Annotated in this window: 21 protein-coding genes; 11 read left to right on the top strand and 10 right to left on the bottom strand. The window is 66.7% G+C overall.

The window, feature by feature from the left end; genetic code table 11:
• Window positions 1-117 precede the first annotated feature (117 nt).
• A complete protein-coding gene (locus tag N4261_RS01985) occupies window positions 118-1,770 on the top strand; it encodes a phytase (RefSeq protein WP_261758566.1) in 1,653 nt (550 codons plus the stop codon).
• A gap of 61 nt (window positions 1,771-1,831) precedes the next feature.
• Here N4261_RS01985 and N4261_RS01980 read toward each other — a convergent pair whose 3' ends face one another.
• Window positions 1,832-2,377 carry a diguanylate cyclase domain-containing protein gene (locus N4261_RS01980; RefSeq protein ID WP_261758565.1) on the bottom strand — a complete coding sequence of 182 codons (546 nt, stop codon included), beginning with the start codon at window positions 2,375-2,377 and terminating at the stop codon, window positions 1,832-1,834.
• 391 nt (window positions 2,378-2,768) lie between these two features.
• On the opposite strand from N4261_RS01980, the gene N4261_RS01975 reads away from it, so the two are divergent.
• From N4261_RS01975 to N4261_RS01945, 7 genes are all read left to right on the top strand, one after another.
• Window positions 2,769-3,323, top strand: coding sequence for an ECF-type sigma factor (locus N4261_RS01975; protein ID WP_261758564.1), 555 nt, complete (start codon window positions 2,769-2,771; stop codon window positions 3,321-3,323).
• Between the two features lie 60 nt (window positions 3,324-3,383).
• On the top strand, window positions 3,384-6,104 hold the full coding sequence (locus N4261_RS01970) for a serine/threonine protein kinase (protein WP_261758563.1): 2,721 nt from the start codon (window positions 3,384-3,386) through the stop codon (window positions 6,102-6,104).
• Window positions 6,105-6,143: 39 nt separating this feature from the next.
• Window positions 6,144-6,524: a hypothetical protein gene (locus N4261_RS01965; protein ID WP_261758562.1), complete on the top strand. Its 381-nt coding sequence runs from the start codon at window positions 6,144-6,146 to the stop codon at window positions 6,522-6,524.
• Window positions 6,525-6,602: 78 nt separating this feature from the next.
• Window positions 6,603-6,743, top strand: coding sequence for a hypothetical protein (locus tag N4261_RS01960; RefSeq protein ID WP_261758561.1), 141 nt, complete (start codon window positions 6,603-6,605; stop codon window positions 6,741-6,743).
• 117 nt (window positions 6,744-6,860) lie between these two features.
• Window positions 6,861-6,998, top strand: coding sequence for a hypothetical protein (locus tag N4261_RS01955; protein WP_261758560.1), 138 nt, complete (start codon window positions 6,861-6,863; stop codon window positions 6,996-6,998).
• Window positions 6,999-7,443: 445 nt separating this feature from the next.
• Window positions 7,444-9,831, top strand: a complete 2,388-nt coding sequence (locus N4261_RS01950; protein ID WP_261758559.1) for a peptidase domain-containing ABC transporter — start codon at window positions 7,444-7,446, stop codon at window positions 9,829-9,831.
• Between the two features lies 1 nt (window position 9,832).
• Window positions 9,833-11,080 (top strand): HlyD family secretion protein, encoded by a 1,248-nt coding sequence (locus N4261_RS01945; RefSeq protein ID WP_261758558.1) that lies wholly within the window; start codon window positions 9,833-9,835, stop codon window positions 11,078-11,080.
• Here N4261_RS01945 and N4261_RS01940 read toward each other — a convergent pair.
• Window positions 11,077-11,691 carry a hypothetical protein gene (locus N4261_RS01940; protein WP_261758557.1) on the bottom strand — a complete coding sequence of 205 codons (615 nt, stop codon included), beginning with the start codon at window positions 11,689-11,691 and terminating at the stop codon, window positions 11,077-11,079. The two genes, N4261_RS01945 and N4261_RS01940, sit on opposite strands and share 4 nt — an antisense overlap.
• Window positions 11,692-11,919: 228 nt before the next feature.
• Between N4261_RS01940 and N4261_RS01935 the strand changes: the two genes are divergently transcribed.
• Complete coding sequence (locus N4261_RS01935; protein WP_261758556.1) at window positions 11,920-12,465, top strand: hypothetical protein; 546 nt, start codon at window positions 11,920-11,922, stop codon at window positions 12,463-12,465.
• A gap of 133 nt (window positions 12,466-12,598) precedes the next feature.
• Window positions 12,599-14,575 (top strand): RDD family protein, encoded by a 1,977-nt coding sequence (locus N4261_RS01930; protein WP_261758555.1) that lies wholly within the window; start codon window positions 12,599-12,601, stop codon window positions 14,573-14,575.
• A gap of 179 nt (window positions 14,576-14,754) precedes the next feature.
• Here the strand turns inward: N4261_RS01930 and N4261_RS01925 are convergent, their stop codons facing one another.
• The 8 genes from N4261_RS01925 to glpD all read right to left on the bottom strand — a co-directional run bounded on the left by N4261_RS01925 (window position 14,755) and on the right by glpD (window position 23,500).
• Window positions 14,755-15,240 carry a tellurite resistance TerB family protein gene (locus tag N4261_RS01925; RefSeq protein ID WP_261758554.1) on the bottom strand — a complete coding sequence of 162 codons (486 nt, stop codon included), beginning with the start codon at window positions 15,238-15,240 and terminating at the stop codon, window positions 14,755-14,757.
• A gap of 164 nt (window positions 15,241-15,404) precedes the next feature.
• On the bottom strand, window positions 15,405-17,117 hold the full coding sequence (locus tag N4261_RS01920; protein WP_435532046.1) for an ABC transporter substrate-binding protein: 1,713 nt from the start codon (window positions 17,115-17,117) through the stop codon (window positions 15,405-15,407).
• Between the two features lie 123 nt (window positions 17,118-17,240).
• A complete protein-coding gene (locus N4261_RS01915) occupies window positions 17,241-17,549 on the bottom strand; it encodes a DUF2160 domain-containing protein (RefSeq protein ID WP_261758552.1) in 309 nt (102 codons plus the stop codon).
• A gap of 301 nt (window positions 17,550-17,850) precedes the next feature.
• Entirely contained in the window at window positions 17,851-18,663 is an 813-nt protein-coding gene (locus N4261_RS01910) for a carbohydrate ABC transporter permease (RefSeq protein WP_261758551.1), read from the bottom strand.
• Window positions 18,656-19,540, bottom strand: a complete 885-nt coding sequence (locus N4261_RS01905) for a carbohydrate ABC transporter permease (protein ID WP_261758550.1) — start codon at window positions 19,538-19,540, stop codon at window positions 18,656-18,658. Before N4261_RS01905 ends, N4261_RS01910 begins: the two co-directional genes overlap by 8 nt.
• Window positions 19,537-20,733, bottom strand: a complete 1,197-nt coding sequence (locus N4261_RS01900; RefSeq protein WP_261758549.1) for an ABC transporter ATP-binding protein — start codon at window positions 20,731-20,733, stop codon at window positions 19,537-19,539. The genes N4261_RS01905 and N4261_RS01900 overlap by 4 nt, the downstream gene beginning before the upstream one ends.
• Window positions 20,733-21,803, bottom strand: coding sequence for an ABC transporter ATP-binding protein (locus tag N4261_RS01895; protein ID WP_261758548.1), 1,071 nt, complete (start codon window positions 21,801-21,803; stop codon window positions 20,733-20,735). Before N4261_RS01895 ends, N4261_RS01900 begins: the two co-directional genes overlap by 1 nt.
• The gene (glpD, locus tag N4261_RS01890; protein ID WP_261758547.1) at window positions 21,794-23,500 is read right to left on the bottom strand and encodes a glycerol-3-phosphate dehydrogenase; all 1,707 of its coding nucleotides are present in this window, start codon (window positions 23,498-23,500) and stop codon (window positions 21,794-21,796) included. The genes N4261_RS01895 and glpD overlap by 10 nt, the downstream gene beginning before the upstream one ends.
• 424 nt (window positions 23,501-23,924) lie before the next feature.
• Between glpD and N4261_RS01885 the strand changes: the two genes are divergently transcribed.
• Window positions 23,925-24,689 carry a DeoR/GlpR family DNA-binding transcription regulator gene (locus N4261_RS01885; protein WP_261758546.1) on the top strand — a complete coding sequence of 255 codons (765 nt, stop codon included), beginning with the start codon at window positions 23,925-23,927 and terminating at the stop codon, window positions 24,687-24,689.
• The last annotated feature ends 94 nt before the right edge of the window (window positions 24,690-24,783 follow it).

Below are 24,783 nucleotides of genomic sequence, written 5' to 3'. Positions count from 1 at the left end.
GAGGGCGAGATGATGACGACGTTGTCCACCTTTTGTCCGCCCGCGGGGGGCCGCCCGGCCCGTCGGCTTTGGAGCGCCCTGACGCTGGCCGTGGCCGCGCTGCTACCCGGTGTACCAATGACGGTGCAGGCTCAGCGCTCTGCCTCCGACTCGGTCCCGGCCTCCAGCTTGACGCTGACCAAGACCGGCTTGCGCCTGCTGGATGCCCAAGGTCAGTCGCTGGACGAGCTCAAGCTCCGCGCCAAGCGCTGGGACCAGCGCCGTTTCGCAGACGGCCGAACCGTCGCCCTGCTGCTCGACGCCGACAGCGGCGCGCTCCGGCTGATCGAAGGGCGGGACGGCCGTCTGCGGGAGCGCGCGCGGTGGCCCGGTCCGGCCATGAACGTGGAATCCCTGTGCCTGTTCCTGGAGCCGGACCAGCAGTTGCTCCAGGCCTTCGTCCTTGGGGATGACGGGATCGGTGAGCAATGGCTGCTGGCCGAAGCATCGGCATCGACATCGGCATCGACTACTGCGACCGGCCGTGCCGCCCAGTCGAAGGCCGCGCCCGCCAGCCCGGTGATGCGGCGTTTCGCCACGGCACCGGACGCCAAGGCCTGCCTCGTGCGGGACGACGAGGCGCGGCTGTATGTCGCCGAGGACGGCGTGGGACTGTGGTCCCAGGCCGCCGACGCGGAACGGCATGATCGGCGACTGGTCGCGCCCGGGCTGGCCCCGTCGGAGATGGGTCGCTGGTTGGAGGCCCATCCCGCCGCCACGCCGACACGGATCGCCGTGGCGGTGCCCACCGCGCAGACCGAGCCGGTGCGCGGCAGCGGCGATGCCGCGGACGATCCGGCCATCTGGGTGCATCCGACGCATCCGGCGCGCAGCCGCATCCTGGGCACTGACAAGAAGCTCGGCCTGGCGGTGTATGACCTTCAAGGCCGGGAAACGCAGTTCCTGCCGGTCGGGCGGGTCAACAACGTCGACTTGCGCCAGGGCTTGACCTATGGCGACCGCGCAAGCGCGGCTCGCGGCTCACGCGGCGCTTCCACCACCTGGGACTTGGCGGTGGCCACGCAGCGGGATCGGCGCAGTGTGCTGGTGTTTGCCATCGATCCGCAGGGACGTGCGGCCACCGTGGCGGAGCTGCCCACCGGGCTGGAAGAGGTGTACGGCATCTGCAGCGCGCGCAACCCGGCGGGCGGCCTGGACATCTTCGTCAACGACAAGGACGGGCGACTGCTTCAGATGCGGCTTCGTCGTGAAGGCAAGTCCTGGCACGCCGACACGGTGGCGCAGTTCAAGCTCGACTCGCAGCCCGAGGGCTGCGTGGCCGACGAGGCCGGCCATCAACTGTTCGTCGGCGAAGAAAAGCGCGGCATCTGGCGCCTGGCGCTGGCGGCGGACGGTTTGCTGGGGGAGGCTCGGATGATCCTGGCCGTCGGTGACACGCTGCATGCCGATGTGGAAGGCATGGCGGTGCATCGCAGTGCGCGGGGCGCGCGGCTGGTGGTGTCCTCCCAGGGCAGCGACAGCTATGTGGTGCTGGATGCCGAGTCGCCGTATGCGGTGAAGGGGAGTTTCCGCATCGGGATCAACGCCGCGGTGGGGATCGACGCTGCCTCGGAGACCGACGGCCTGGACGTGACTTCGGCCCCGCTGGGCGGCCCGTACGGCGAGGGCCTGCTGGTGGTGCAGGACGGCCACAAGCGATGGCCGCAGGGTCGGCAGAACTTCAAGCTGGTGCCGTGGTCGGCGGTCGTGCGGATCGAGTCCGCGCGCTGACGGGACGGTGATCGGCGAGCCGGGCCTTGCGCGTCGGGAGACGCGCAAGGCCGGCGGCGTCTCAAGTGTTGGCGGCAGCGCGCGACATGCGCTTGCGCAGGTCGCCGCGGGCGCTTTCGGCCAGATCGGCGCCGCGCACGCCGCCGTCCGGGAACACCGCGGTGCCCATCTGCAGACCGACATGCTGGACGCCGTCGCCCACGCCGTAAGGCCCGTTCAGCGCGTGCATGAGCCGTTGCTGCACCAGGCCGGCCTCGAAGCCGCCCGCGTCCAGCAGCAGCACCGCGAAGCTGTTCTCGCCGACCTGCAGGACCATGTCGGTCCCGCGCACACGGCCGCGCACCCGGCGGCCCACGGCGTTCATCAGCTCATTGGCATCCGGCGCGCGGGCCGTGCCTGCGGCGGCGGCTGCTGCGGCGGCGGCTTCCGGACAGCCTTGCTCACGCCGGCCGCCCTCATGTTCCAGCGGGCAGGCCTCCAGCCACAGCACCGCCAGATGGCCACCGTAGCGGCGGCATTGGGTCAGCTGGCGGGAGATCAGCAGCCCGAACTCGGTGAGCGAATCCACCCGCGGCACCCACAGCGACGACGGTTGACGTGACGACATCGGAACGACGCCTGCTTCGGTCGGCGCGTCGGCAACCGGCGCACCAGCGACGGCAGTCAGGGCGGATGGGCTCATGCGTTGCAACTCCAGACACTTCAGACGGGGGAAGTCCGCGCGAGATCGGCACCGCGCGACACACGCCAGCTTCCTTTGGAAACAAAGATGAGGACACAACCCGCTGAAGCGGCCCGATCAATGCCGGCCTCCCTGCCACATGACCAAGTCATGCCCTCTCTTTACAAAACGGACTGGCGCGGCCCAACCCGACATGTCCCCCTAACTTATTTGCTCAGTGAAAACCCTGATTCGCCAACATCGACAGGCGCCTTGGAATCAAAGGGCGCCCGAAGATGTGTAACAAGGTCATACAAGCCCGCTAGAGTTCGGCCCCATGACAGACATCACCCAACTGCTGCAAGCCGCCGGACAAGGCGACCGCACCGCTGCCGATGAGGTGGTGGCGCAGCTGTACGGGGAACTGCAGCGGCTGGCGAGGCAGCGGATGCGGCTGTCGGGCGAAATGACTTTGCTGGACACCACGGCGCTGGTGCATGAGGCCTGGCTGCGGCTGGCGGGCGGCCACGGGCAGAGCTTCCCGGACCGTCGGCACTTTCTGTCGTATGCGGCGCGGGTGATGCGCAACGTGGTGATCGACCTGGTCCGCGCCCGGCGCGCCGAGCGGCGGGGCGGGGATCAGCAAGAGCTGACCCTCAACACGGCGATCGTCGAGCTGGGGCCGCAATCGGACGAGAACATCCTGCGGGTGCATGAGGCGCTGGATGAGCTGGCCGACATGGAGCCGCGGCTGGCCCATGTGGTGGAGATGCGCTACTTCGGCGGACTGCTGGAGCACGAGATCGCGCAGGTGCTGGGCGTGACCGAGCGCACGGTGCAGCGCGACTGGCAGAAGGCGCGGCTCTTCCTTTCCATTAGCCTCAAGAACTGACCCTCGACCGGCCACCCACAGGCCGGACAGAAGAACAACCCGGACGCTGACCGCTGCCCCATGGACGCCCTCGACAAGCAACGCTGGATTGCGCTCAGCCCGCTGCTGGATGAATTGCTGGACCTGGATGAACCGGCCCGTCAGCGCCGGCTGGACGAAATCCGGGCCACGGATCCCTCATCGGCCGAGCACCTGGAGGCGCTGCTGGTCCGGGATGCGGCACTGAGTGCACAGGGCTTCCTGGAACAGCCGGCCGCCGAGCAGTTGCACGGTGCGCCGGACGCCCCGCCGCTGTCGGTCCAATCACCGGACCTCAGCGGCGAGACGCTGGGTCCTTATGTGCTGGAGCGCGAGCTCGGCCAGGGCGGCATGGGTGCGGTCTGGCTGGCACGCCGGGCCGACGGGCGCTTCGAAGGCGAGGTGGCGGTCAAGTTCCTGAAGTCCGGCTTGTTTGGCCGCGGCGATTCGGGCCGATTTGCCCGCGAGGGGCAGATTCTGGCGCGGCTGTCGCATCCGCACATTGCGCGGCTGCTGGATGCCGGCCTGCATCACGGGCATCAGCCTTATCTGGTGCTGGAGTATGTGGATGGCTTGCCGATCGACCGGTTCTGCCATGTGCACGGGCTGGACATCGAATCGCGGGTGCGGCTGTTCCTGGATGTGCTGTCGGCGGTGGCGCATGCCCACCAACGCCTGATCCTGCATCGGGACCTGAAGCCGAGCAACATTCTGGTGACCACGGCGGGCGAGGTGAAGTTGCTGGACTTCGGCATTGCCAAGCTGCTGGATGATTCCACGCAACCGGCCGCCGCCACCGAGCTCACCCAGCTTGCCGGCAGCGCCTTCACGCCGCAGTACGCCGCGCCCGAGCAGGTGCAGCAAGGCGACGTGACCACGGCGACGGATGTCTACGCCCTGGGGGTGCTGCTCTATCAATTACTGGGCGGCCGCCATCCCACCGCCGATGACACCCAGACCCACCTGGACCGTCTGAAGGCGGTGGTGGACCTGGTGCCCAAGCGGCTGTCGGAGGTGGCGAGCGGGCAACTGGATCCGGTGATTGCGCGCCAGTCGCGGCTGCTGCGCGGGGATCTGGACACCGTTCTGGCCAAGGCCCTGAAGAAGGCGCCGGCGGAGCGCTATGCCAATGCCGAGCAATTCGCGGCGGACCTGCGGCACTGGCTGGCGCATGAGCCCATCAGTGCGCGACCGGACAGCCGCCTGTATGTCTTGAGCCGATTCGTGCGCCGTCACCGCTGGAGTGTGGCGGCCGGCACGGCGGCGGTGCTGGCGCTGGTGGGACTGACGACGATCAGCGTGCTTCAGGCCCACCGGGCGGCAGAAGCGGAACACCAGGCGCAGCAACGTCGGCAGCAAGCGGACGACCTGCTGAGCTACATGCTGGGGGAGTTTGCCGACAAGCTGCGCCCGGTGGGGCGGCTGGAGTTGCTGGACAGCGTCGGGAGCAAAGCGCTGACCTACCTGGCGCAGGATGAGCAGGCGACGCCGCAGGAGCGGTTGCAGCGGGCGAAGGCGTTGACGGTGATTGGGGAGGTGCGGGTGTCGAAGGGCGATTTGGAGGGCGCGTTAGAACCGCTCGCCTCAGCCCAACGGCTGCTAGAGGGCTCGGCGCCATCCAATGGTTTACTGGCGGAATGGCGTAAATCGCAGGGCGCTGCGGCATTCTGGGTCGGACATGTGCATTACACCAAGCGTGATTTGGCGAAGGCGCGTCCGGCCATGGAGCTCTATCGATCGGCAAGCGAGTCTTGGTTGGCCGCCGATCCAGGCAATGTCGAGGCATTGACCGAGCTCTCCTATGCTGAGAACAGCCTGGGCACGGTGCTCCTGGACAGTTCGGACCTCATTAGCGCCACGCAGCGCTTTCGCGCCTCCATCGATCTCAAGAAGCAACTGCTGGCCCGCGCCCCCCAACAGGCGAATAGCGCACTGCGCGCGGAGTTGGCGGACAGCATGAGTTGGTTGGGCACTGCCTTGCTTTGGCAGGGCTACGCAGTTCCTGCCAGATCAATTTTCAGCGAGGGCGTGGAGCTCATTGCCCAGGTCAGGAAGACCGCTCCCAAAGATGGCGTTTGGGCATATCGAGAAGTTCTGCTTCGACGATGGATTGCGGAGGCAAATTTCCAAGCTGGCGACAAGGCTTCTGCACTCGACCAACTCGACCTTTCATTGGGAATGTTGAGGACCCTGCTCAGTCAAGACCCGGCGAATACTGCGTGGCGCTTCAATCTACTGACATTGGAGACCATGGACCTCAACGCCCGCAGGGATACCATGCCCACGCCTCTTCGAGAACAGAGGTTGCACGCACTCATCCTTCAACTTGATGAAATGGATCGTGTCGGCGGCGCATCAGGTCGGGACCGCCGTGTGGAATATCGTGCAAGATTGAATCAGTTGATCGCGCAGGACCTCATGAAGACGAGTTCGCCTGAGGCCCTGCAGCTCCTCTCGACTTCGGCAGAGACGGTATTGTCCGCGCTGAAAGGAAGAGAGACCGACCTTCGACTGCTCACGGCTCTCGCAGAGATTCAGTCGTTACGAATTCGCGCAATGCAAAACGCTGGCGAGTCGGCCTTACGCAGACAGAAGGTTTGTGCCGAAGTCGTGCAATTCTTCGGGAATTTGAACCCCTTGATCCGGGTTCATCAGCAGATCACTTCCACTTGGATTGATGCCCAATCCTGTATGGGTCAGGGAGAAGACAAAGAAGTGCAGCGCGCAGTCAAGTGGTTGGCTCGCAACCGCTCGTCTGTGTGATTTCCCAGATCCATCCATTCACCCTACAAGGAGAGCTCCATGACGACCCACTACTATGTTCGGGCGAAACCCAGCGCAGATGATCTGTTCGCAGACTGCGCCTACTATTACGACAAGGCAGGAACGGAACGTGTTGACGAGTCGGTGCTCCGCGTGCCCGCCAATGCGACCGATTGCGTCATTGAGCAAACCAGCAACACCACGCTGATTCTCATTGGAGCAACAGCCAAGACGCTGGGGCAGGTTCCAGCAATGAACCCGAGCAACTTCAGCGCTGCAGATGATCAGAATGCCGTCACGATTTCGATGCCGAACAATGCCATCGTGACTCGCGGCGTTGTTCTGCTCTTCTCAAATGACGGCAATGTGACGAATCTATACCCAAGTTCAGATCCACAGATCACCAATCAATCGCCTTAAGCTAGCGAAGGCTGCTTCGTTCTAAAGACAGCAGCGTTCATCCATCCTTTTGTCTTATTTCACATGAGAGAGTGCACCATGACGCCAAATAGCTCGATCCAACTTGAAGTCGCCACCCAAGAACAAGAGGCTCCACGCGATGAAATTCGCGAGCTGAGCCTGCAGGAGGTCCTTGCCGTTGCAGGTGGACCTCAAGTGACGAATGACGCAAACATCTAAAAATGTCAGGCGTGCAAGGCTCCCAGTTGAACTGAGCACCGCCGTCGCCAGGTTGCGCCGATTTCGACCGTCGAAAAGCGTTTCTTTTACTGATTTGCTCAGCCCCAGGTGAATGCCATGAACCTCGCCAACGAGTGCAGTAGGAAAGCCCAAAACGAAGACTGCGCTGCTGACGCATCGCAACTTCGAGAACTGACTTCGCAAGAGGTCGAACTGGTGGCAGGTGGCCCGCAGGTCACTAACGACACCATGTGAGATAGCGCCGTAACCTACGGCATAAGCGAAAGCAAATGGGGCCGCAGCGCGGCCCCAACTTTTTGTATGTAGCTTCCTGTCAACCCACGCTGTTTGTCACCTCAGGCCCTCCGGCAACCGCATGGATTTCTTCCGTGTTAAGTTCGACTGGCGCTGACACTCGTACGGCGTTTTTCTCCGGGAATAAGCCAAGCAGTTCGTTGTCATTGCAGGACTCCGTGCGAATTGCTGGTTGATTCAGATCGCTCAAGATTTCTCCCCTGTGCGTTTAGTTGCGAATGTCGAGATCTCCCCACTTGGAGGGCCCTTAGCAGACAACTAGATCAGCATTCCACCCAGCCGTCATGGGTGTTTTCCTCCGTAAAGCCCCACTCCCGCCCCCCCACCGCCGCCGGCCCGATCGCTGGCGCCACAATACCGCCGTTCCTCATACACGAGAAGTCTGTTGAATCCCTTCGATTGGCTGCGCGGTCGGCGTGAGTTACCGATGTTCCATCAGTCCGAGGTCGCCGAATGCGGCCTCGCGTCGTTCGCCATGATCGCCGCCTATCACGGCCATGACGTCGACCTGAATGGACTGCGACAGCGTTACGCCCTTTCCCTGAAAGGCGCAACGCTGGCTGACCTGATGCGCATCGCCGACAGCATGGACTTCGCCTGCCGCCCCCTGCGGCTGGAACCGGAACATCTGCCGCAACTGACGCTGCCCTGCATCCTGCACTGGGACATGAACCACTTCGTGGTGCTCAAGGCCCTGCGCGGCGAGACGGCCATCATTCACGACCCCGCCCTCGGCGTGCGCGAGATCTCGCCCCGCCAGATGTCCAAGAGCTTCAGCGGCGTGGCGCTGGAACTCACGCCCACCAGCCAGTTCAAGCCGCGCGAGATCCGCGTCCGCGCCCGCATGCGCGACCTCTGGACCCGCGTGCGCGGCTGGCAAGGCCCGCTGCTGCAGACGCTGGTGTTGTCGGTGATGCTGCAGCTCTTCGCCATGGCCGCCCCGGCCTTCCTGCAGTTGGCGATGGACGACGCTGTCTCCCGGCTCGATCAGAACTTCCTGATGGTCCTGGCCATCGCCTTCGGCGTGATGTATTTGCTGCAGTCGGTGACCGAAGCCCTGCGTGGTTGGACCGTGCTGCAACTCGGCCAGGCGATGAGCTTCCAGCTCAGCGGCAATGTGCTCCGCCATCTGTTGCGACTGCCAGCGGAGTTCTTCGAGAAACGCATCGTCGGCGACATCCTCTCGCGCATGGGCGCCGTCCGGCCCATTCAGGAAGCCCTCACCCAATCCGCCGTCACCGCGCTCATCGACGGCATCATGACCCTCGCCACCGCCGCCCTGCTGCTGACCTACAGCCCCACGCTGGGCTTGGTGGTGCTCGCCTCGATGCTGCTCTATGCAGTGGTGGTGCTGGGCGTCTATCCATTGCGACGGCAGCGTGAGGAAGAGCAATTGGTCGCCCAGGCCGAAGCGCAGACCTATCTGATCGAATCGATCCGCGCCTCGAAGACGGTCAAGCTCTATGGCCGTGAAGCGCAACGCGAAGTGGTCTGGCGCAACTACTTCGCCCAGGTGGTGAACGCCACGCTGGGAAGCGGCCAGCTCGATGTGAGCCTGCAGTTCGCGCGCAGCCTGCTGTTCAATCTGCAACTGGTGCTGGTGGTCTATCTGGGCGCGCAGATGGTGATGAGCAATGAGCTCAGCGCCGGCATGCTGTTCGCAGTGCTGCTCTACCGCACCCAATTCGGCGACCGCGCCGAAGCGCTGCTCAAGCATGCGGTGCAGTTCCGATTGCTGCGACTGCACATGGAACGATTGGCCGACATCGTGACCACGCCCCGCGAGGCCGGCCTGGAAGCCGCCGCCGCCCTGCCCGACCGCCCCCTGCGCGGCGGCCTGAGCCTGCGCGACGTCTGCTTCCGCTATGCCCAGAACGAGCCGATGCTGCTGCAGGGCATCACGCTGAACATCGAGCCCGGCGAATATGTGGCCATCGTCGGCAGCTCCGGCGGCGGCAAGACCACGCTGCTGAAGCTGATGCTCAGCCTGCTGCCGCCGACCTCCGGCGAGATCCTGGTCGACGGCATGCCGATGCAGTCCTTCGGCATCCAGACCTGGCGCCGCGCCATCGGCGTGGTGCAGCAGGACGACGGTTTGCTGATGGGCACCATCGCCGACAACATCGCCTTCTTCGATCCGCAGCTGGACATGGCCCGCGTCGTTGAAAGCGCCACCGCCGCCGCAGTGCATGACGAAATCCAGGCCATGCCCATGGGCTACCTCAGCATGGTCGGCGACATGGGCAGCACCCTGTCGGGCGGTCAGCGCCAGCGGGTGCTGCTGGCCCGCGCGCTCTATCGGCGCCCCGCCGTGCTGTTCCTGGACGAAGGCACCGCCAACCTGGATCCGAATGCCGAGCGTCGCATCGCCGACCTGGTGCAGGACATGCCCATCACCCGCATCGTTGTGGCCCACCGACCGGAGCTGGTGGATCGCGCCGATCGGGTGCTGGAACTCTCGCAGGGCCGTTTGATCGAGCGGCGCGGCCCGGCCAAGCGCAAGGTCGACCCGGCGTCCACGGCCGATCCGCTCCCGTCCGCCCAGCCACCCGCCACCGGCCCGTCGACCGCCGCCACGCCCGCGCCCGCGCCCGCGCCCCACACGGGCCCCGGCACCAGCGGCCGCGCCGGCGCCGGTGCGCCGCGCGAGCGCACGCCGGAATCGGCCAGCGGCGGCGCGATCGGTGGATCGGCCCGGTCCGCACGCGAAGCGTCATGCGCTGGGCACAACGGCGGTTCCCACGCGCAGCCGTCACCGCACGAGGCGTCATGACATGAGCATGCACAACCTCTTCCGCCGCGAGGCGATCGAACACCGCGGCCAGCGACTGCTGGGCGAGGTGCTGCTGCATGTCCCGGCCGGCGCCCGCTGGATCACGGTGATGGTGGTGCTGGTGTTCACGCTGGTCCTGGCCTTCCTGTTCTTCGGCAGCTATGCACGCAAGGAGACCGTGGGCGGCTGGCTGCGGCCCGAAGGCGGCGTGATCCGCGTCGAGGCGCAGACGGACGGCGTCGTGGAGTCGTTGCAGGCCGTCGAGGGCGACCTGGTCCGGGCCGGTTCCGAGATCGCCACGCTGCGGCTGGACGGGCAGATGGACAAGGGACAGAGCCTCTCCGGCCGGCTGCTGATCGAGCTGGAGCGCGAGCGCCAGCAACTGATCCAGCAGCAGGACGCCGTGCGGGCCCGCTATCAGCTGAGAGAAGCCCGGCTGCGGGACGAGGTGCAGAGCCTGGATGCCGAACTGACGCAGTACCGCCGGCAGTTGGCCACCTTGGACCGGCGCGCCGAATTGGCGCAACGCCAGGTGCAGGATCAGGCGGATCTGGCCAAGCAGGGCTACATCTCCCGCCGCGACGCGGACCGGCTGGAGGACGCGGTGCTGGCCGTCACCGAGACCCGCGAGTCGGTGCGCCAGGACATGCTCGCCCGCGACACGACGCTGCGCAACACCCGCCACGAGCTGAGTGGCGTCGGCCATGAGCGCGATGCGGCATTGGCCGAGCTGGGCGAAAAGCTCGCCGCGCTGGACCAACGCAGTGCCGAGGCATCGCGGCGGGGCAAGGTGCTGCTGGTGGCGCCGATCTCGGCGCGGATCGCGAATGTGCGGGTCGAGCCGGGCGCGGCGGTGAAGGCCGGCACGTTGGTGGCCGACCTGCTGCCGGCCGACGGCGCCTTGCGCGCGGAGCTGTTTGCGCCGAGTCGCGCCATCGGCTTCGTCAAGCCGGGCGATGAGGTGCGGCTGCGCTATGACGCCTTCCCCTATCAGAAGTTCGGCATCGGACGCGGGCGGGTGCTGAGCATCTCCCGGTCCGCCGTCGATGCCCGGGAGCTGCCGATGGGCCTGACCGCGCAGGGCCCGGTCTATCGGGTGCTGGTCTCCTTGGATGCGATGCCCGGTCTGGACGGGCAGCCCCAGTCGCTTCGCGCCGGCATGACCCTGCAGGCCGACCTGGTGCTGGAGCAGCGCCGGATCGTCGAATACCTGTTCTCCCCGGTGCTGGGACTGGCCAAGAACAATTAGGGCGCCACCGGCGCAAGTGGCGCGACTGCCGACGCGCCGGACCCAGGACTGGCCGGCACCACCAGCGCCGCCCGCACCGCGGCCTGGCCCATGAGACGTCCCAGCCGCCCGGGCTCGGCACGCTCCATCACCCGGGCCTCCAGTGCGAAGTCGCGCTGCTCGGTGTAGCTGACCGGACCGATTCGAGGCTGCGCACCCGCCACCTGAGGCCCCAGCAGGCCGATCACCGGATACAGCCGCAGCCGCGCGATCAACAGCCCAGCCACTGGATCCGCGAACATCGTCGTCTCCAGCACCCGGGTACAGCCGTGGCGCTGCACTGCCGCGACCAGACCGCGCAGGTTCGCCGGCACATCGGTCGCCTCCACCGGCAGCACCAGATTGACCACCGGCAGCCCGGCCTCCGTCAGCGGCTCCCGCACCGCCAGGTTGAAGCTGCGGTTGACCTCGTCCCAATGGCGATTGCGCTCCGCCCATTGCGGCTCGTAGTTGCGCCCCTGGCCGAAGACCAGCACGCAGGCCTGGGACGGCGTCGCCGATAGCAGCCCGATCGCGCCGGTCAGGACGAGGAGGCCGGTTCTGATGGCCGTTGCCATTGCGCGGGATGCCATGGCGCGCGTGGTTATTGCGCGCGTCGTTTTTGCGCGCGTCACGAGCACGCGCCGCGTCCGAAGCAGGGTCGGCCAGCGGCGCCGATACACGAACCTGATCGGGCCCATCGATGGGGCCGGACATGCCGCTCGGGGCACTGGGCGTGGCGTGAAGGCGGACATGGCTGCAGATTGTGCGCCGTCGTCCCCGCAGGCGGCTGAACGCTGGCGCGCCAATGGCGACGCACAATGGGCCCTTCTCTCGCCAAGGAGGACGCGATGCGTGAGCGGATGTCGGTGATGGGCGGCGCGGTGGCCGCCGTGGTGGTGACGATCGGGCTGGCCGGTTGCGCCACGCCGATCAAGGACGAACGACTGCGCCCCGGCCAGAGCAGCGGCGAGGAGGTGATGCGCTACTACGGCGCGCCCAGCCGCATCTGGCCCGAAGCCGACGGCGGGCGCACGTTGGAATACGCCACCCAGCCCTTCGGCCAGACCTGCTACATGGTTCGCCTGGACGCCCAAGACCGGTTGGTCAGTGCCATCGACGCCCTGGACGCGGCCCACCGCGAGCGGGTGCAGCCCGGCATGACGCCGGAGCAGGTCACCCACCTGCTCGGCCAGGAGCGCAGCCGGGTGTTCTTCCGCCTCAGCGGCGAGGACGTCTGGGACTGGAACATCCGCCCCGACATGACCGGCTACCTGCTGCGGTTCAACGTCCATTTCAAGGACGGCGTGGTGCTGCGCACCTCCCAGAGCGTGGTGTATCCGGACCGCCGATTCTTCTGGGATTGAGCCCCGTGAATCCCCGGCATCGGCGCCCGGCACCGTGACGGATTGACGACGGTTTCATGCACCCCACCCCGACGGGGGAACCGAAACCGCGACGCCGCTGCATACACTCCCCCCTATTCGAGGGAGAGAGGACATGCAGAACCATTCCGCCAGACCGGCGCCGCGTGCGCTGGCCATGGTGATCGACGGCGTGCTGTGGATGGCCGCCAGCGCCGTGCTGATGTGGGCGTTTTACGGGCAGGTGATCTCGCGCTGGGACGACCTGCGCCCCGGCACGCTGGCCATCAACTGGCTGCTGCCCCTGGCGGTCTGCGTGCTGTTCTGGACCTGGCAAGGCGCCACGCCGGGCAAGCTGGTCGCCGGCATCAAGGTGGTGGACAACCAGAGCGGGCGCCGCCCGAGCTGGAGCCAATCCGTGTTGCGCTGGTTCGGCTATCTGCTCTCGGCCCTGCCGCTGGGCGCGGGCTTCTGGTGGGCCAAGCTCGACCATGAGGGCCGCACCTGGCATGACCGCCTGTCCCGTACTTCGGTGGAATACAGCCGCCCCCGTCCGGTCAACGGCCAGGGCCTGCTGGCCGAATACATCGGCAATCACTGGCGCGGTGAGCAGAGCCTGGCGCAGAGCTTCTGGGTCAACAACGTCCTGCTGTCCTTCCCGCTGGCCGCCGGCCTGACCGGCCTGATGACCTGGATCAGCATGAAGGGAGAAGCCCTGCAGGCCGGCAGCATCGCGATGCTGCTGGGCTGGCCGCTGATGCTGTTGATCGACACCTGGTGCGTGGTCGGCGCCTGGCGATCGGTGCGCGGCTACATCGATGCCAATGGTTCGTTCCTGTGGGCCTTCCTGGCACGGCTGATCCTGTTCCTGGGCGCGTTGCAGATCCTGGCCTCGCTGGTGATCGGCTTCCTGCCCAACCTGGACGAGTACTGGAAGATGGCCCGCGGCATCGATCCGATCGGCCAGGCCGAGATGAAGCTCAGTGCCGACGGACGCACCCTGCAGCTGCAGGGCCCGATCGGCATGGGCGACGCCACGCGCATGGGCAAGCTGCTGGAGGGCGCACCGAACGCCAAACAATTCGAACTGGCATCGCCTGGCGGACGGGTGGCCGAGGCCGAGCGCATGGTCGAACTGGTGCGCAAGCGCAGCGGTGTTACCCGCGCCGTGGGCGACTGCGAAAGCGCCTGCACGCTGGTGTTCCTGGCGGGCAGCTCCCGTCAGTTGATGCCGGGCGCGCAGTTGGGCTTTCACCGCGCTTCCACCGGCACCTTCAACCGGGCCTTCGATGAGATCGCCAATCAGCACCTGGCCCGCACCTACCGGAAGATGGAGCTGCCGGAGGACTTCATCGATCGCACGCTGCGCACGCCGTCGCACCGCATGTGGTATCCGACCAGCGACGAGTTGGTGCGCCACCAACTGATCGCCGAGCCGCCCAAGACGCTGGACATCGCGCTGCCTGAGGGGCGCACCGCCGGCGAGCCGGCACCGGCGTCCGACTATGTAGACGCGCTGCGCGCCAATCCAATCTGGTTCCAGCTGAACCAGCGCTTCCCCGGCTTGCTGGAGGACGCGGGCGGTCGCATGCATGCGGCGCGTGCCGCGCTGGCGGGCTCGCCGCAAGAGGTGGATGGCGCACAGATGGCGGCCCAGCAGGCCCTGGCGCCGCGGGTGCGCGAACTGCTGCTCAACAGCTCGCCGGAGGTGCGTCGCAGCTATCTGCCGGTGGTCCGGGCACAGCTGCGCGCGGCCCAGGGGCTGGGCAAGGAGATCTGCCAGGCGTGGCTCTCCGGCTCACCCGCACCGCGGCGCATGCTGCCGGCGGAGGTGATGGCCTGGGAAACCCGCTGGCTGAGCGCGGCGCTCAACGCCGCCCCGCCGTCACGCAACCGCGCGGCCGAGCCGACGCGCATCGAACTGGAAGTCATCCGCCGCACGCTGGGCGCGCAAGCGCCGGGCCTGCTGGCCGGCCTGTGGTCGGACGACGGCGAAGCGAGCGGCGAACCGGTGGGTTGCGAGCGGGCGGCGCAGTTGCTGGATCAACTGCCGCGCATCAAGGTCGGTCCACGGGAGCTGGCCGAACGGGTGGTGTTTCAGACGGCCAGCTGAGTCTGGTCGGACGCAGGATCAGGGCGGGGACAGAGTGGACCACCGCCGGCCGTCGCCGCTTGGACCGCCTGCGCTGCGCGTTCAGTTAGCCTTCACTCCGGAGCCCCGCCGCCGCGCGATCGCCCCCACGGCGCCGTGCTGAAGGCTCGGCTGCGGGGGCCCCCGACCTTCCCGGACCTTCAGGGCGACTCATCGCCCAGACCGGCGGCCTGCTTGGCGCGGAGTCGGGCGTGGACATAGGCACCTTGCGGCACGTGGAGCAGATCGGCCAGCCGCCACATCACATGGCGCTCATGGTCGGTGAGGCGGCCGTCGGCATAGGCAACGCCCCACATCAGCTCGATCATGCGCAGCTTGGCGGGCATGTCCCAGCAGCTGTCGACGCGCGAGGTGAAGGCGAACAGGTCGGTCGCTTCGCGGGCGGCGGTTTCCGCCAGCTCGGTCAGGCGATCCGCTTCATCGCCGGAGAGGGCGAACTTCTCGCCCAGGGCGTGCCGCACCGCGGCGCGCTCATCGTCGGCAAACGTCGCATCGGCACGCATCACTTCCACCAGCAGTACGGCGGTGGCGAGCTGCAGGGCATGCTCGTCGTCGCAGCCTTGGGTCTGCGTGATGGCCAGGGGGGAGAGCAGACCGTCGAACAGGTCCTTGAGGGTCTTCAGCATGGGCGTGATGGTGGCACAGCTGCGCCGGTTGGCCGCCGTGACCCCCCCACGTCCCTTTGCAGGAAAAGGAAACGGCCACCCGAAGGTGGCCGCTGTCCGAGCCGCGGCTCACCGGCCCAAGGGCCGGCGAGCGGGGCGATGACGGTCGGTGACGAACGCTCAGCTCAGCGGACGCGACCTTCCTTCCAGGCGCCCAGCAGCTTGTCGTAGGCAATGGTCTCGCCCTTGGGCTTTTCGTTGGCCAGCTTGGCCCACGGTGCGCCCTTGTCCGACAGCCACTTCTTGGCGTCTTCCTTCTTGTTGAGCTTGGGCGCGCACTTGGCCATGCCGGCACGTTCCAGACGCGCCATCACCGCATCCATCTCGTCGGCCAAGTTGTCCATCGCGGCCTGCGGCGTCTTCTCGCCCGTCACCGCCTGGGCCACGTTCTTCCACCACAGCTGCGCCAGCTTCGGATAGTCGGGCACGTTGTTGCCGGTCGGCGTCCAGGCCACGCGGGCGGGCGAGCGATAGAACTCGATCAGGCCGCCGTATTTGTTGGCGTTCTTGGTGAAGTAGTCGCTGCGGATGTCGCTGTCGCGGATGAAGGTCAGACCCTGCACGCTCTTCTTCAGACTGACCGTCTTGGCGGTGACGAACTGCGCATACAGCCAGGCGGCCGCGGTGCGGTTGGCATCATGGCCGGAGAAGAAGGTCCAGCTGCCCACGTCCTGGTAGCCGTTCTGCATGCCGGCCTTCCAGTACGGGCCGTTCGGGCCGGGGGCCATGCGCCACTTGGGCGTGCCGTCCGCATTGACCACCGGCAGGCCGGGCTTGACCATGTCGGCGGTGAAGGCGGTGTACCAGAAGATCTGCTGCGCGATCTGGCCTTGGGCCGGGACCGGGCCGGACTCGCCGAAGGTCATGCCGGTGGCTTCCTTCGGTGCGTACTTCTTCATCCAGTCGACATACTTGGTCAGCGCATAGACCGCCGCCGGCGAATTGGTGGCGCCGCCGCGGGACACCGAGGCCCCCACCGGGGTGCACTTGTCGTCGGCCACGCGGATGCCCCACTCGTCCACCGGCATGCCGTTGGGAATGCCCTTGTCGGCGGCGCCGGCCATCGACAGCCAGGCGTCGGTGAAGCGCCAGCCCAGCGACGGATCCTTCTTGCCGTAATCCATGTGGCCGTAGATCGGCTTGCCGTCGATCGTCTTCACATCCACCGAGAAGAACTCGGCGATGTCCTCGTAGGCGCTCCAGTTGAGCGGCACGCCGAGCTCATAGCCGTACTTGGCCTTGAACTTGTCCTGCAGGTCCTTGCGGGCGAACAGATCGGCGCGGAACCAATAGAGGTTGGCGAACTGCTGGTCGGGCAGCTGATAGAGCTTGCCATCGGGTGCGGTGGTGAAGCTGGTACCGATGAAGTCCTTCAGGTCCAGATCGGGGTTGGTGAATTCCTTGCCTGCACCGGCCATGTAGTCGGTGAGGTTCATGATCTTGCCGTAGCGGTAGTGGGTACCGATCAGGTCGGAGTCGGAGATCCAGCCGTCGTAGATGCTCTTGCCGGACTGCATCGAGGTCTGCAGCTTCTCGACCACGTCGCCTTCCTGGATCAGGTCGTGCTTGACGGTGATGCCGGTGATCTCGGTGAAGGCCTTGGCCAGCACCTTGCTTTCGTACTCATGGGTGGTGAGGGTCTCGGACACCACCGAGATTTCCTTCACGCCCTTGGCCTGCAGCTTCTTGGCGGCCTCGATGAACCACTTCATCTCGGCGAGCTGCTTGTCCTTGGCCAGGGTGGACGGCTGGAACTCGGCATCGATCCACTTCTTGGCTTCGGGCTCTCCGGCCCAGGCGCTGGACGCGCCGATGGCCAACAGCGCGGCCACCGCCAGCGCGGAATACTTGGTCTTTTGCACGCTTGTCTCCTCAGTCTTTGCGCTCCCCCTGCATGAGGACGAATCGCGGCTCCGGGGGGGCGGGAAGCCGAATTCCTGAAACACGGTCGAGCGGCGCGATCAGCCTTTGCGCAGGATCAGCGCCAGCACCAGCATCGACGCCACGAAGCTGATCCACACGCTGGGTTCGGCCTCCAGCTGGAACCACGCCACCATCCGGCCACCGAGCCCGACAAAGGCGAGGTTCAGATAAGCGGCGGCCAGCAGCCCGATGAACAGCCGATCGCCGCGCGTCGTGCGCAGCGGCAGCCAACCCTTGCGCAACGTGGTCGGCGACTTGATTTCCCACACCGTCATGCCGATCAACATCAGCGCGACACAGGAAAAGAACACCGCCACGGGCGTCGTCCACACCATCCAATCAAACACGACCTTCTCCTTTGCTACCCGCATACCGGGCATTCACGCAATCAACTCGACGCCACACCCACTGTCGATGCCAAAACGGCCGGCGCAGCCCGGCCGCCTATCAAGCGGAGCACGGAGATCCGGCTTCGCCGGACTCCTGCTCGCCCCCTGGAGGGCCGGCGCAGCCGGTTGGGGGGATCCAAACCCCACCACCCCACCGGCCGGCGCAGCCCGGCCGCTATCAAGCGGAGCACGGAGATCCGGCTTTGCCGGGCTCCTGCTCGCCCCCCTGGGGGGGCCGGCGCAGCCGGTAGGGGGGGGGTCAAACTCTCCCCATTGCGAAGCCTTTGGCGATGTAGTGGCGCACGAACCAGATCACGATGGCGCCGGGCACGATGGTCAGCGTACCGGCCGCCGCCAGCGTCGACCAATCCATGCCGGATGCGCTCACCGTGCGCGTCATCGTCGCCACGATGGGCTTCGCATTCACACTGGTCAGCGTGCGCGCCAGCAGCAGCTCCACCCACGAGAACATGAAGCAGAAGAAGGCCGCCACGCCCACGCCCGCCTTGATCAGCGGCAGGAACACCGTCAGGAAGAAGCGCGGGAAGCTGTAGCCGTCGATGTAGGCGGTTTCGTCGATCTCCCGCGGGATGCCGCTCATGAAGCCTTCCAGAATCCACACCGCCAACGGCACGTTGAACAGCAGATGCGCCAGCGCCACCGCCAGGTGCGTGTCCATCAGCTCCAGCGTCGAATACAGCTGGAAGAAGGGCAACAGGAACACCGCCGGAGGCGTCATGCGGTTGGTCAGCAGCCAGAAGAAGACATGCTTGTCGCCCAGGAAGGAATAGCGGCTGAAGGCATAGGCCGCCGGCAGGGCCACGGAGATCGAGATCACCGTGTTGATCGCCACATAGATCAGGCTGTTGATGTAGCCGCTGTACCAGGACGGGTCGGTGAAGATCGTGTGGTAGCTGGCCAGCGAGAAATGCTGCGGCCAAAGGCTGAAGCTCGACAGGATCTCCTCGTTGGTCTTGAAGCTCATGTTGACCATCCAGTAGATGGGCAACAGCGCGAAGACCAGATACAGGATCAGGAAGATCGTGCGCTTGCGAAAACGGCGCTCATCCATGGGCGACCTCCGACTTGTCGTTCTGTCCCAGCGACTGCATCCAGTTGTAGAGGATGAAGCACAGCAGCAGGATGATGAGGAAGTAGATCAGCGAGAACGCTGCCGCCGGGCCCAGGTCGAACTGGCCGACCGCCTTCTGAGTCAGGTACTGGCTGAGGAAGGTGGTGGCATTGCCCGGCCCGCCGCCGGTGAGCACGAAGGGCTCGGTGTAGATCATGAAGCTGTCCATGAACCGCAGCAGCACCGCGATCATGAGCACGCCCCGCATCTTGGGCAGCTGGATGTAGCGGAACACGGCGAACTTGCTGGCCCCGTCGATCCGCGCCGCCTGATAGTAGGCATCCGGAATCGACCGCAAGCCGGCAAAGCACAGCAGCGCCACCAGCGGCGTCCAGTGCCAGACATCCATCACCAGCACGGTGAACCAGGCATCGGTCGCATTGCCGGTGTAGTTGTAGTCCACGCCAAGCGCCTGCAACGTGGCGCCCAGCAGGCCGATGTCCGCCCGGCCGTAGATCTGCCAGATGGTGCCGACCACGTTCCATGGAATCAGCAGCGACAGCGCCACGATCACCAGCACCGCCGAGGACTTCCATCCCTGCGCCGGCATCGACAAGGCCAAGGCAATGCCCAGCGGAATCTCCACCAGCAGCACCGCCAGCGAGAAACCGAGCTGTCGCAGCAGCGCACCGTGCAGCTCCTCGTCACGCATCACCGCGGCGAACCATTCGGTGCCGACAAAGACGCGCCGTTCCGGCGAAATGATGTCCTGCACCGAGTAGTTCACCACCGTCATCAACGGCAGGATGGCCGAGAAGGCCACGCAGATGAACACCGGGAGCACCAGGAACCAGGCTTTCTGATTGACCGGCTTCATGCGACGGCCTCCTTGCGAATCACAGGCGTCTGGTTGAGCAATTGATCGTCGCGGCCGTAGAAGCAGGTGTGTCCACTCATCACCTGCAGGCCGACGGTATTCCCAAGGGTCGGCGGCGTGGCCTGGGACGGCAGCCGCACCTTGACCGCCGTGCCGCTCGCACTGCCGCTCACCGCGCTGCCGCCCTCGGGGGGCGGCGCGCCGTCGGCCGCGTGCGGCACTTGCGCCGTGACCAGCCAGTAGGTGCCAACATCCTGCACCTGTGTCACCGTGGCGCGCAGCGCCCCAACCGCGCCGGGCTCGACCAGATCCACATACTCCGGCCGCACGCCGAGCGAGAACTCGCCGGCCTGTTCGAGCTGCTGGGCCAGCGCGCCCTCGGGCGGCGTCAGGTCTTGCCCGGCCACCTGCAGCAGGCCGCCCTTGGGCAGTTGCAGGAAGCGCCCCGGCAGGAAGTTCATGCCCGGCGAGCCGATGAAATGCCCGACAAAACGATGCTGCGGACGCTCGAACAGCGCCGCCGCCGAGCCGACCTGCACCGCACGGCCGCGCGTCATGACGACGATCTGGTCGGCGAAGGTCAGCGCCTCCACCTGGTCATGGGTCACATAGATCAGCGTCAGCTTCAGCTCATGGTGAATCTGCTTGAGCTTGCGGCGCAGTTGCCACTTCAAGTGAGGATCGATGACGGTGAGCGGCTCGTCGAACAGCACGGCCGAGACGTCCTCCCGCACCAGCCCGCGACCGAGCGAGATCTTCTGCTTGGCATCCGCCGTCAGGCCCGCAGCCCGCTGGTTCAGCTGTCCGCTGAGCTCCAGCATTTCCGCAATGCGGCCCACACGCGCCTTGATGCGGTCCGGCGCCACGCCCCGATTGCGCAGCGGAAAGGCCAGGTTCTCCGCCACCGTCATCGTGTCGTAGATGACGGGGAACTGAAACACCTGCGCGATGTTGCGCGCCTGCGGCGTGAGCGCGGTGACGTCCTTGCCGTCGAAGCTCACCTTGCCCTGCGAGGGCTGCAGCAGGCCGGAGACGATGTTGAGCATCGTCGTCTTGCCGCAGCCGGACGGGCCGAGCAGCGCATACGCGCCACCGTCCTCGAAGCTCATCTTCAGCGGCAGCAGCGCGTAATCGCTGTCCTCGCGGGGGTCGGCGCGATAGGCATGCGCCAGGTCCAGGTCGATGCGGGCCATCAGCGGCCTCCCCGGCGCTCGGGGGCGCGTGTCAGCAGCCCGGCCGCGTCGAAGACGTGGACCTGGGCGGCGTTGAGATAAAGCGTCAAGGGCGCCCCCAGTTCGAAGTCGTGCACTCCGGTGAGCTGTGCGACCAGGTCGCCCACCTCGCTGTGCACATGGACAAAAGTGTCGGAGCCGGAGATCTCCGCCAGTTCGACCTGACCGCGGATCGCGAGGTCGCCGGGCTGCTGCGACACCCGCAGCGCGCCGGCCCGCACACCGACGGTCACCCCGCCCTGCCCGGGCAGCATCAGGTCCAGGCCCGGCTTGAGTTGCAGCCGGTCACCCAGGCCCTGGGCCAGGATCAGGTTCATCGGCGGATCACTGAAGGCCCGCGCCACCCGCAGGGAGGCGGGTCGATGGAAGACCTCCGCCGTCGGCCCGTATTGCAGCAGCTCGCCGGCATCCATCACCGCGGTGTAGCCGCCCAGCAGCAAGGCCTCGGCCGGCTCGGTGGTGGCGTAGACGACGGTCGAATCACCAGCGGCGAACAGCTGGCTGAGCTCCTCGCGCAGTTCTTCGCGCAGCTTGTAATCGAGGTTGACCAGCGGCTCGTCGAGCAGCATCAGCGGCGCCTGCTTGGCCAAGGCCCGAGCCAGCGCCACCCGCTGCTGCTGGCCACCGGACAGCTGCGCGGGCAGCTTGTCCAGGTGCATGTCGATGTGGAGCTTCTCGGCCAGTTGCTGCACCCGGGCACGAATCGCATCGCGGTCCAGCTTGGCGCGGATCTTCAGCGGCGAGGCAATGTTGTCGCGCACCGTCATCGACGGATAGTTGATGAACTGCTGGTAGACCATCGCCACGTCCCGCCGCCGCACCGGCCAGCCGGTCACATCGGTGCCGTCCACCGTGACCCGGCCCTCGCTGGGTCGGTCCAGGCCCGCCATCAGCCGCATCAGCGTGGTCTTGCCGGCCTGGGTCGCCCCCAGCAGCACGGTGACCGCGCCGGGCGCCAACCGCAGGTCCAGCGGATAGAGGTGGGGCTCGGCCCCCACCCGATGGCTGACGCCCTGCAGTGTCAGCTCCATGGCGTCTCTCGCTTGTCTCTTGGCATGTTGTGCTGGCCGTCGTCCCTGGCAGGCGACGTGCCGTTGTTGTGGGGAAGAAGATCGGGGGAGTCGGGCAACGCCAGCCCGTCCAGTGGCCGAGCGGCGACGCCGTGGCGTCCGGGTCCGTCGAACCAGGCCGCCACGGCGGCGCGTTGCGCATCGTCGTAATGCAGGCCCAGCTTGGACCGGCGCCACAGCACATCGTCCGCGGTGGTGGCCCATTCCTCCCGGACCAGGTAGCGCAGTTCCGCCTCGTGCAGGCCCGGGGCAATCTCCGGGCCCAGGTCGGCCAGCCGCTCCGCGCCCGCCAGCACCCGCGAGACCCGCGCGCCATAGGCGCGGGCCAGGCGCCGCGCCAGCACGGGTGGCAGCCAGGCGTGGCGCTGGCCGATGGCGGTGAGCAGGCGTTGGAAATCGGTGTCGGGCCGCTGCGGCGCGCCGATCCATTCGCTCAGGTCGCCACCGGGCAGGTAGGCCTTTTCGGTCCAGGGGGTGCGCCGGTCGCCCAGCATGTCACCCACCAGATCGGCCGCATCCTCCGCCAGCTTGCGGAAGGTGGTGATCTTGCCGCCCCACACGCTCAGCAGCGGGGCGCCGCCGTCGTGTTGCGTCTCCAGCAGATAGTCTCGTGTGACCGCCGACGGGTCGCCCGAAGCGTCGTCCAGCAGCGGACGCACGCCGGCGTAGGTCCAGACCACGTCGTCGGTGGTGATGGGCTTCTCGAAGTAGCGGCTGGCCTGCTCGCAGAGGTAGGCGATCTCCTGCGCCTCGATCCGGGCCTTGCCGAAGCCGGCCAGCGCATCCGGCGCCAGCTCGACATCGGTGGTGCCGATCAGGGTGTAGTCGTCCTCATACGGGATGGCGAAGATGATGCGCTTGTCCGGGTTCTGGAAGATGTAGGCATGGTCGTGCTCGTAGGCACGCTTGACCACGATGTGGCTGCCCTTGACCAGACGCAGGCTCTTGGTGGCGAGCGTCTCGTCGCGGGCGGGACGCGCGGTCTCGCGCAGGAAGCTCTCGGCCCAGGGGCCGGCGGCATTCACCAGGGCGCGGGCACGCACCGTCCATTCGCCCCGGGGTCCGCGCAGGGTGGCGATCCACTGGTCCGCCTCGCGGCGCGCGGCGACCACGGTGGTGCGGGTGTGCAGGGCGGCGCCCTTCTCGCGCGCATCGAGCGCATTGAGCAGCACCAGCCGGGCGTCGTCGACCCAACCGTCCGAATAGACGAAGCCACGGGTGTAGGCGGTCTTGAGCGGACGGCCCAGCGGCGAGCGGCGAAGGTCCACGCCGGTCGAGCCCGGCAGCACCTCGCGGCGGGCCAGGTGGTCGTAAAGGAACAGGCCGATGCGGATCATCCAGCCCGGTCGCATGGCCGCGTCATGCGGCATCACGAAGCGCAGCGGCCACATGATGTGCGGCGCGCTGCGCAGCAGCACCTCGCGCTCCTGCAGCGCCTTGCGCACCAGCGAGAACTCGTAGTACTCGAGATAACGCAGACCGCCGTGAATCAGCTTGGTGGACGACGACGAGGTGTGCGCCGCGAAATCCGAGGCCTCGGCCAGCACCACCCGCCAGCCGCGGCCCGCCAAGTCGCGGGCAATGCCGGCGCCGTTGATGCCGCCGCCGACGACCAGCACATCGCAGGACTCACTCGGCAGGTCGACCGGGGACGCCATCGTGGCGGCGGCGGACGGCGAAGCCGCACCGGCCTGCGAAGCGTGGGAAGCAGGGAAAGCGGGAGCCGCCGGCGCAACCGTCGAAGCGATCGGGGGGGAAGCGGTCTGCGCCAAAGGAGCGGCGCCCGACGATGCGTCGGGACGGCCGGCGACGGGCGCGTCGGCGCCCAGGGGCGCAACGCGATCAGCCGGGTCTACGGACGTGACTGCTTTCAAAGGTGTCTCCTGTGCGAATCGATCGGCTCGCCGCCCGGCGCCCTCGGCACCGATGCGCAACGCGCTTCAAGCTGCCCGATGACGACTGCGACGACCCGGAAAGGTTCGCAATTCTGTTCTTCTTTTTTCTTTTTAGCTCGCTTTGGCGCGTTTCGGTTGAGGGTTAACCCGATCAATGTTCGTTTTCGTTCGCTTTAGTCTGCCGGCCATGAATCCCAATCCCCGTCAGAACGACCTGCTGAAGGAAGTTCGCGCGCAGGGCTCCGTCAGCGTGGAGGCCCTGGCCGAGAAATTCGGCGTCACCCTGCAGACCGTCCGACGCGATGTGCAGCGCCTGGCCGAGGCTGGCCTGGTGGCGCGCTTTCACGGCGGCGTGCGCATCCCCTCCTCCACCACCGAGAACATCGCCTACCGGCAGCGCCAGGCGATGCAGGCCGACGGCAAGGCCCGCATCGCCCGCGCGATTGCGGCCCGCATCCCGGCGGGCTGCTCGCTGATCCTGAACCTGGGCACGACCACCGAGGCGGTGGCCCGTGCGTTGTTGCATCACCAGGGATTGCGGGTGATCACCAACAACCTGAATGTGGCGACCATCCTGAGCGACAACCCCGATTGCGAACTGGTCATGGTGGGTGGCTCGGTGCGACACCGCGATCGCGGCGTGGTCGGCGAAGCGGCGGTGGATTTCATTCGGCAGTTCAAGGTGGACATCGGCCTGATCGGCATTTCCGGCATCGAGTCCGACGGCAGCCTGCGCGATTTCGACTACCGCGAGGTGATGGTGGCGCGGACCATCGTCGAGCATTCACGCGAGGTGTGGGTGGCCGCCGACGCCACGAAATTCAACCGGCCGGCGATGGCGGAGGTCGCCCGCTTGCCCCAGATCGACACCCTGTTCACCGACGCCCCGCCGCCCGAGCCCTATGCCGCGCTGATGGCGGATGCCGGGGTGGAGCTGGTGGTGGCCGACTGAGGCGGCGGCGAGCGGGAACGGGCAGCGCGAGGACATCTGCCGCCCCACCCACGCGCCGACCAGCCCCCTTTCAACAGAACAAACGAGACAAGCC

This window comes from Roseateles amylovorans, from assembly GCF_025398155.2.
GTDB lineage: Bacteria > Pseudomonadota > Gammaproteobacteria > Burkholderiales > Burkholderiaceae_C > Roseateles > Roseateles amylovorans.
The sequence above is the reverse complement of the archived record's forward strand: the minus strand, read 5'-3'. Positions and strand labels throughout refer to the sequence as shown.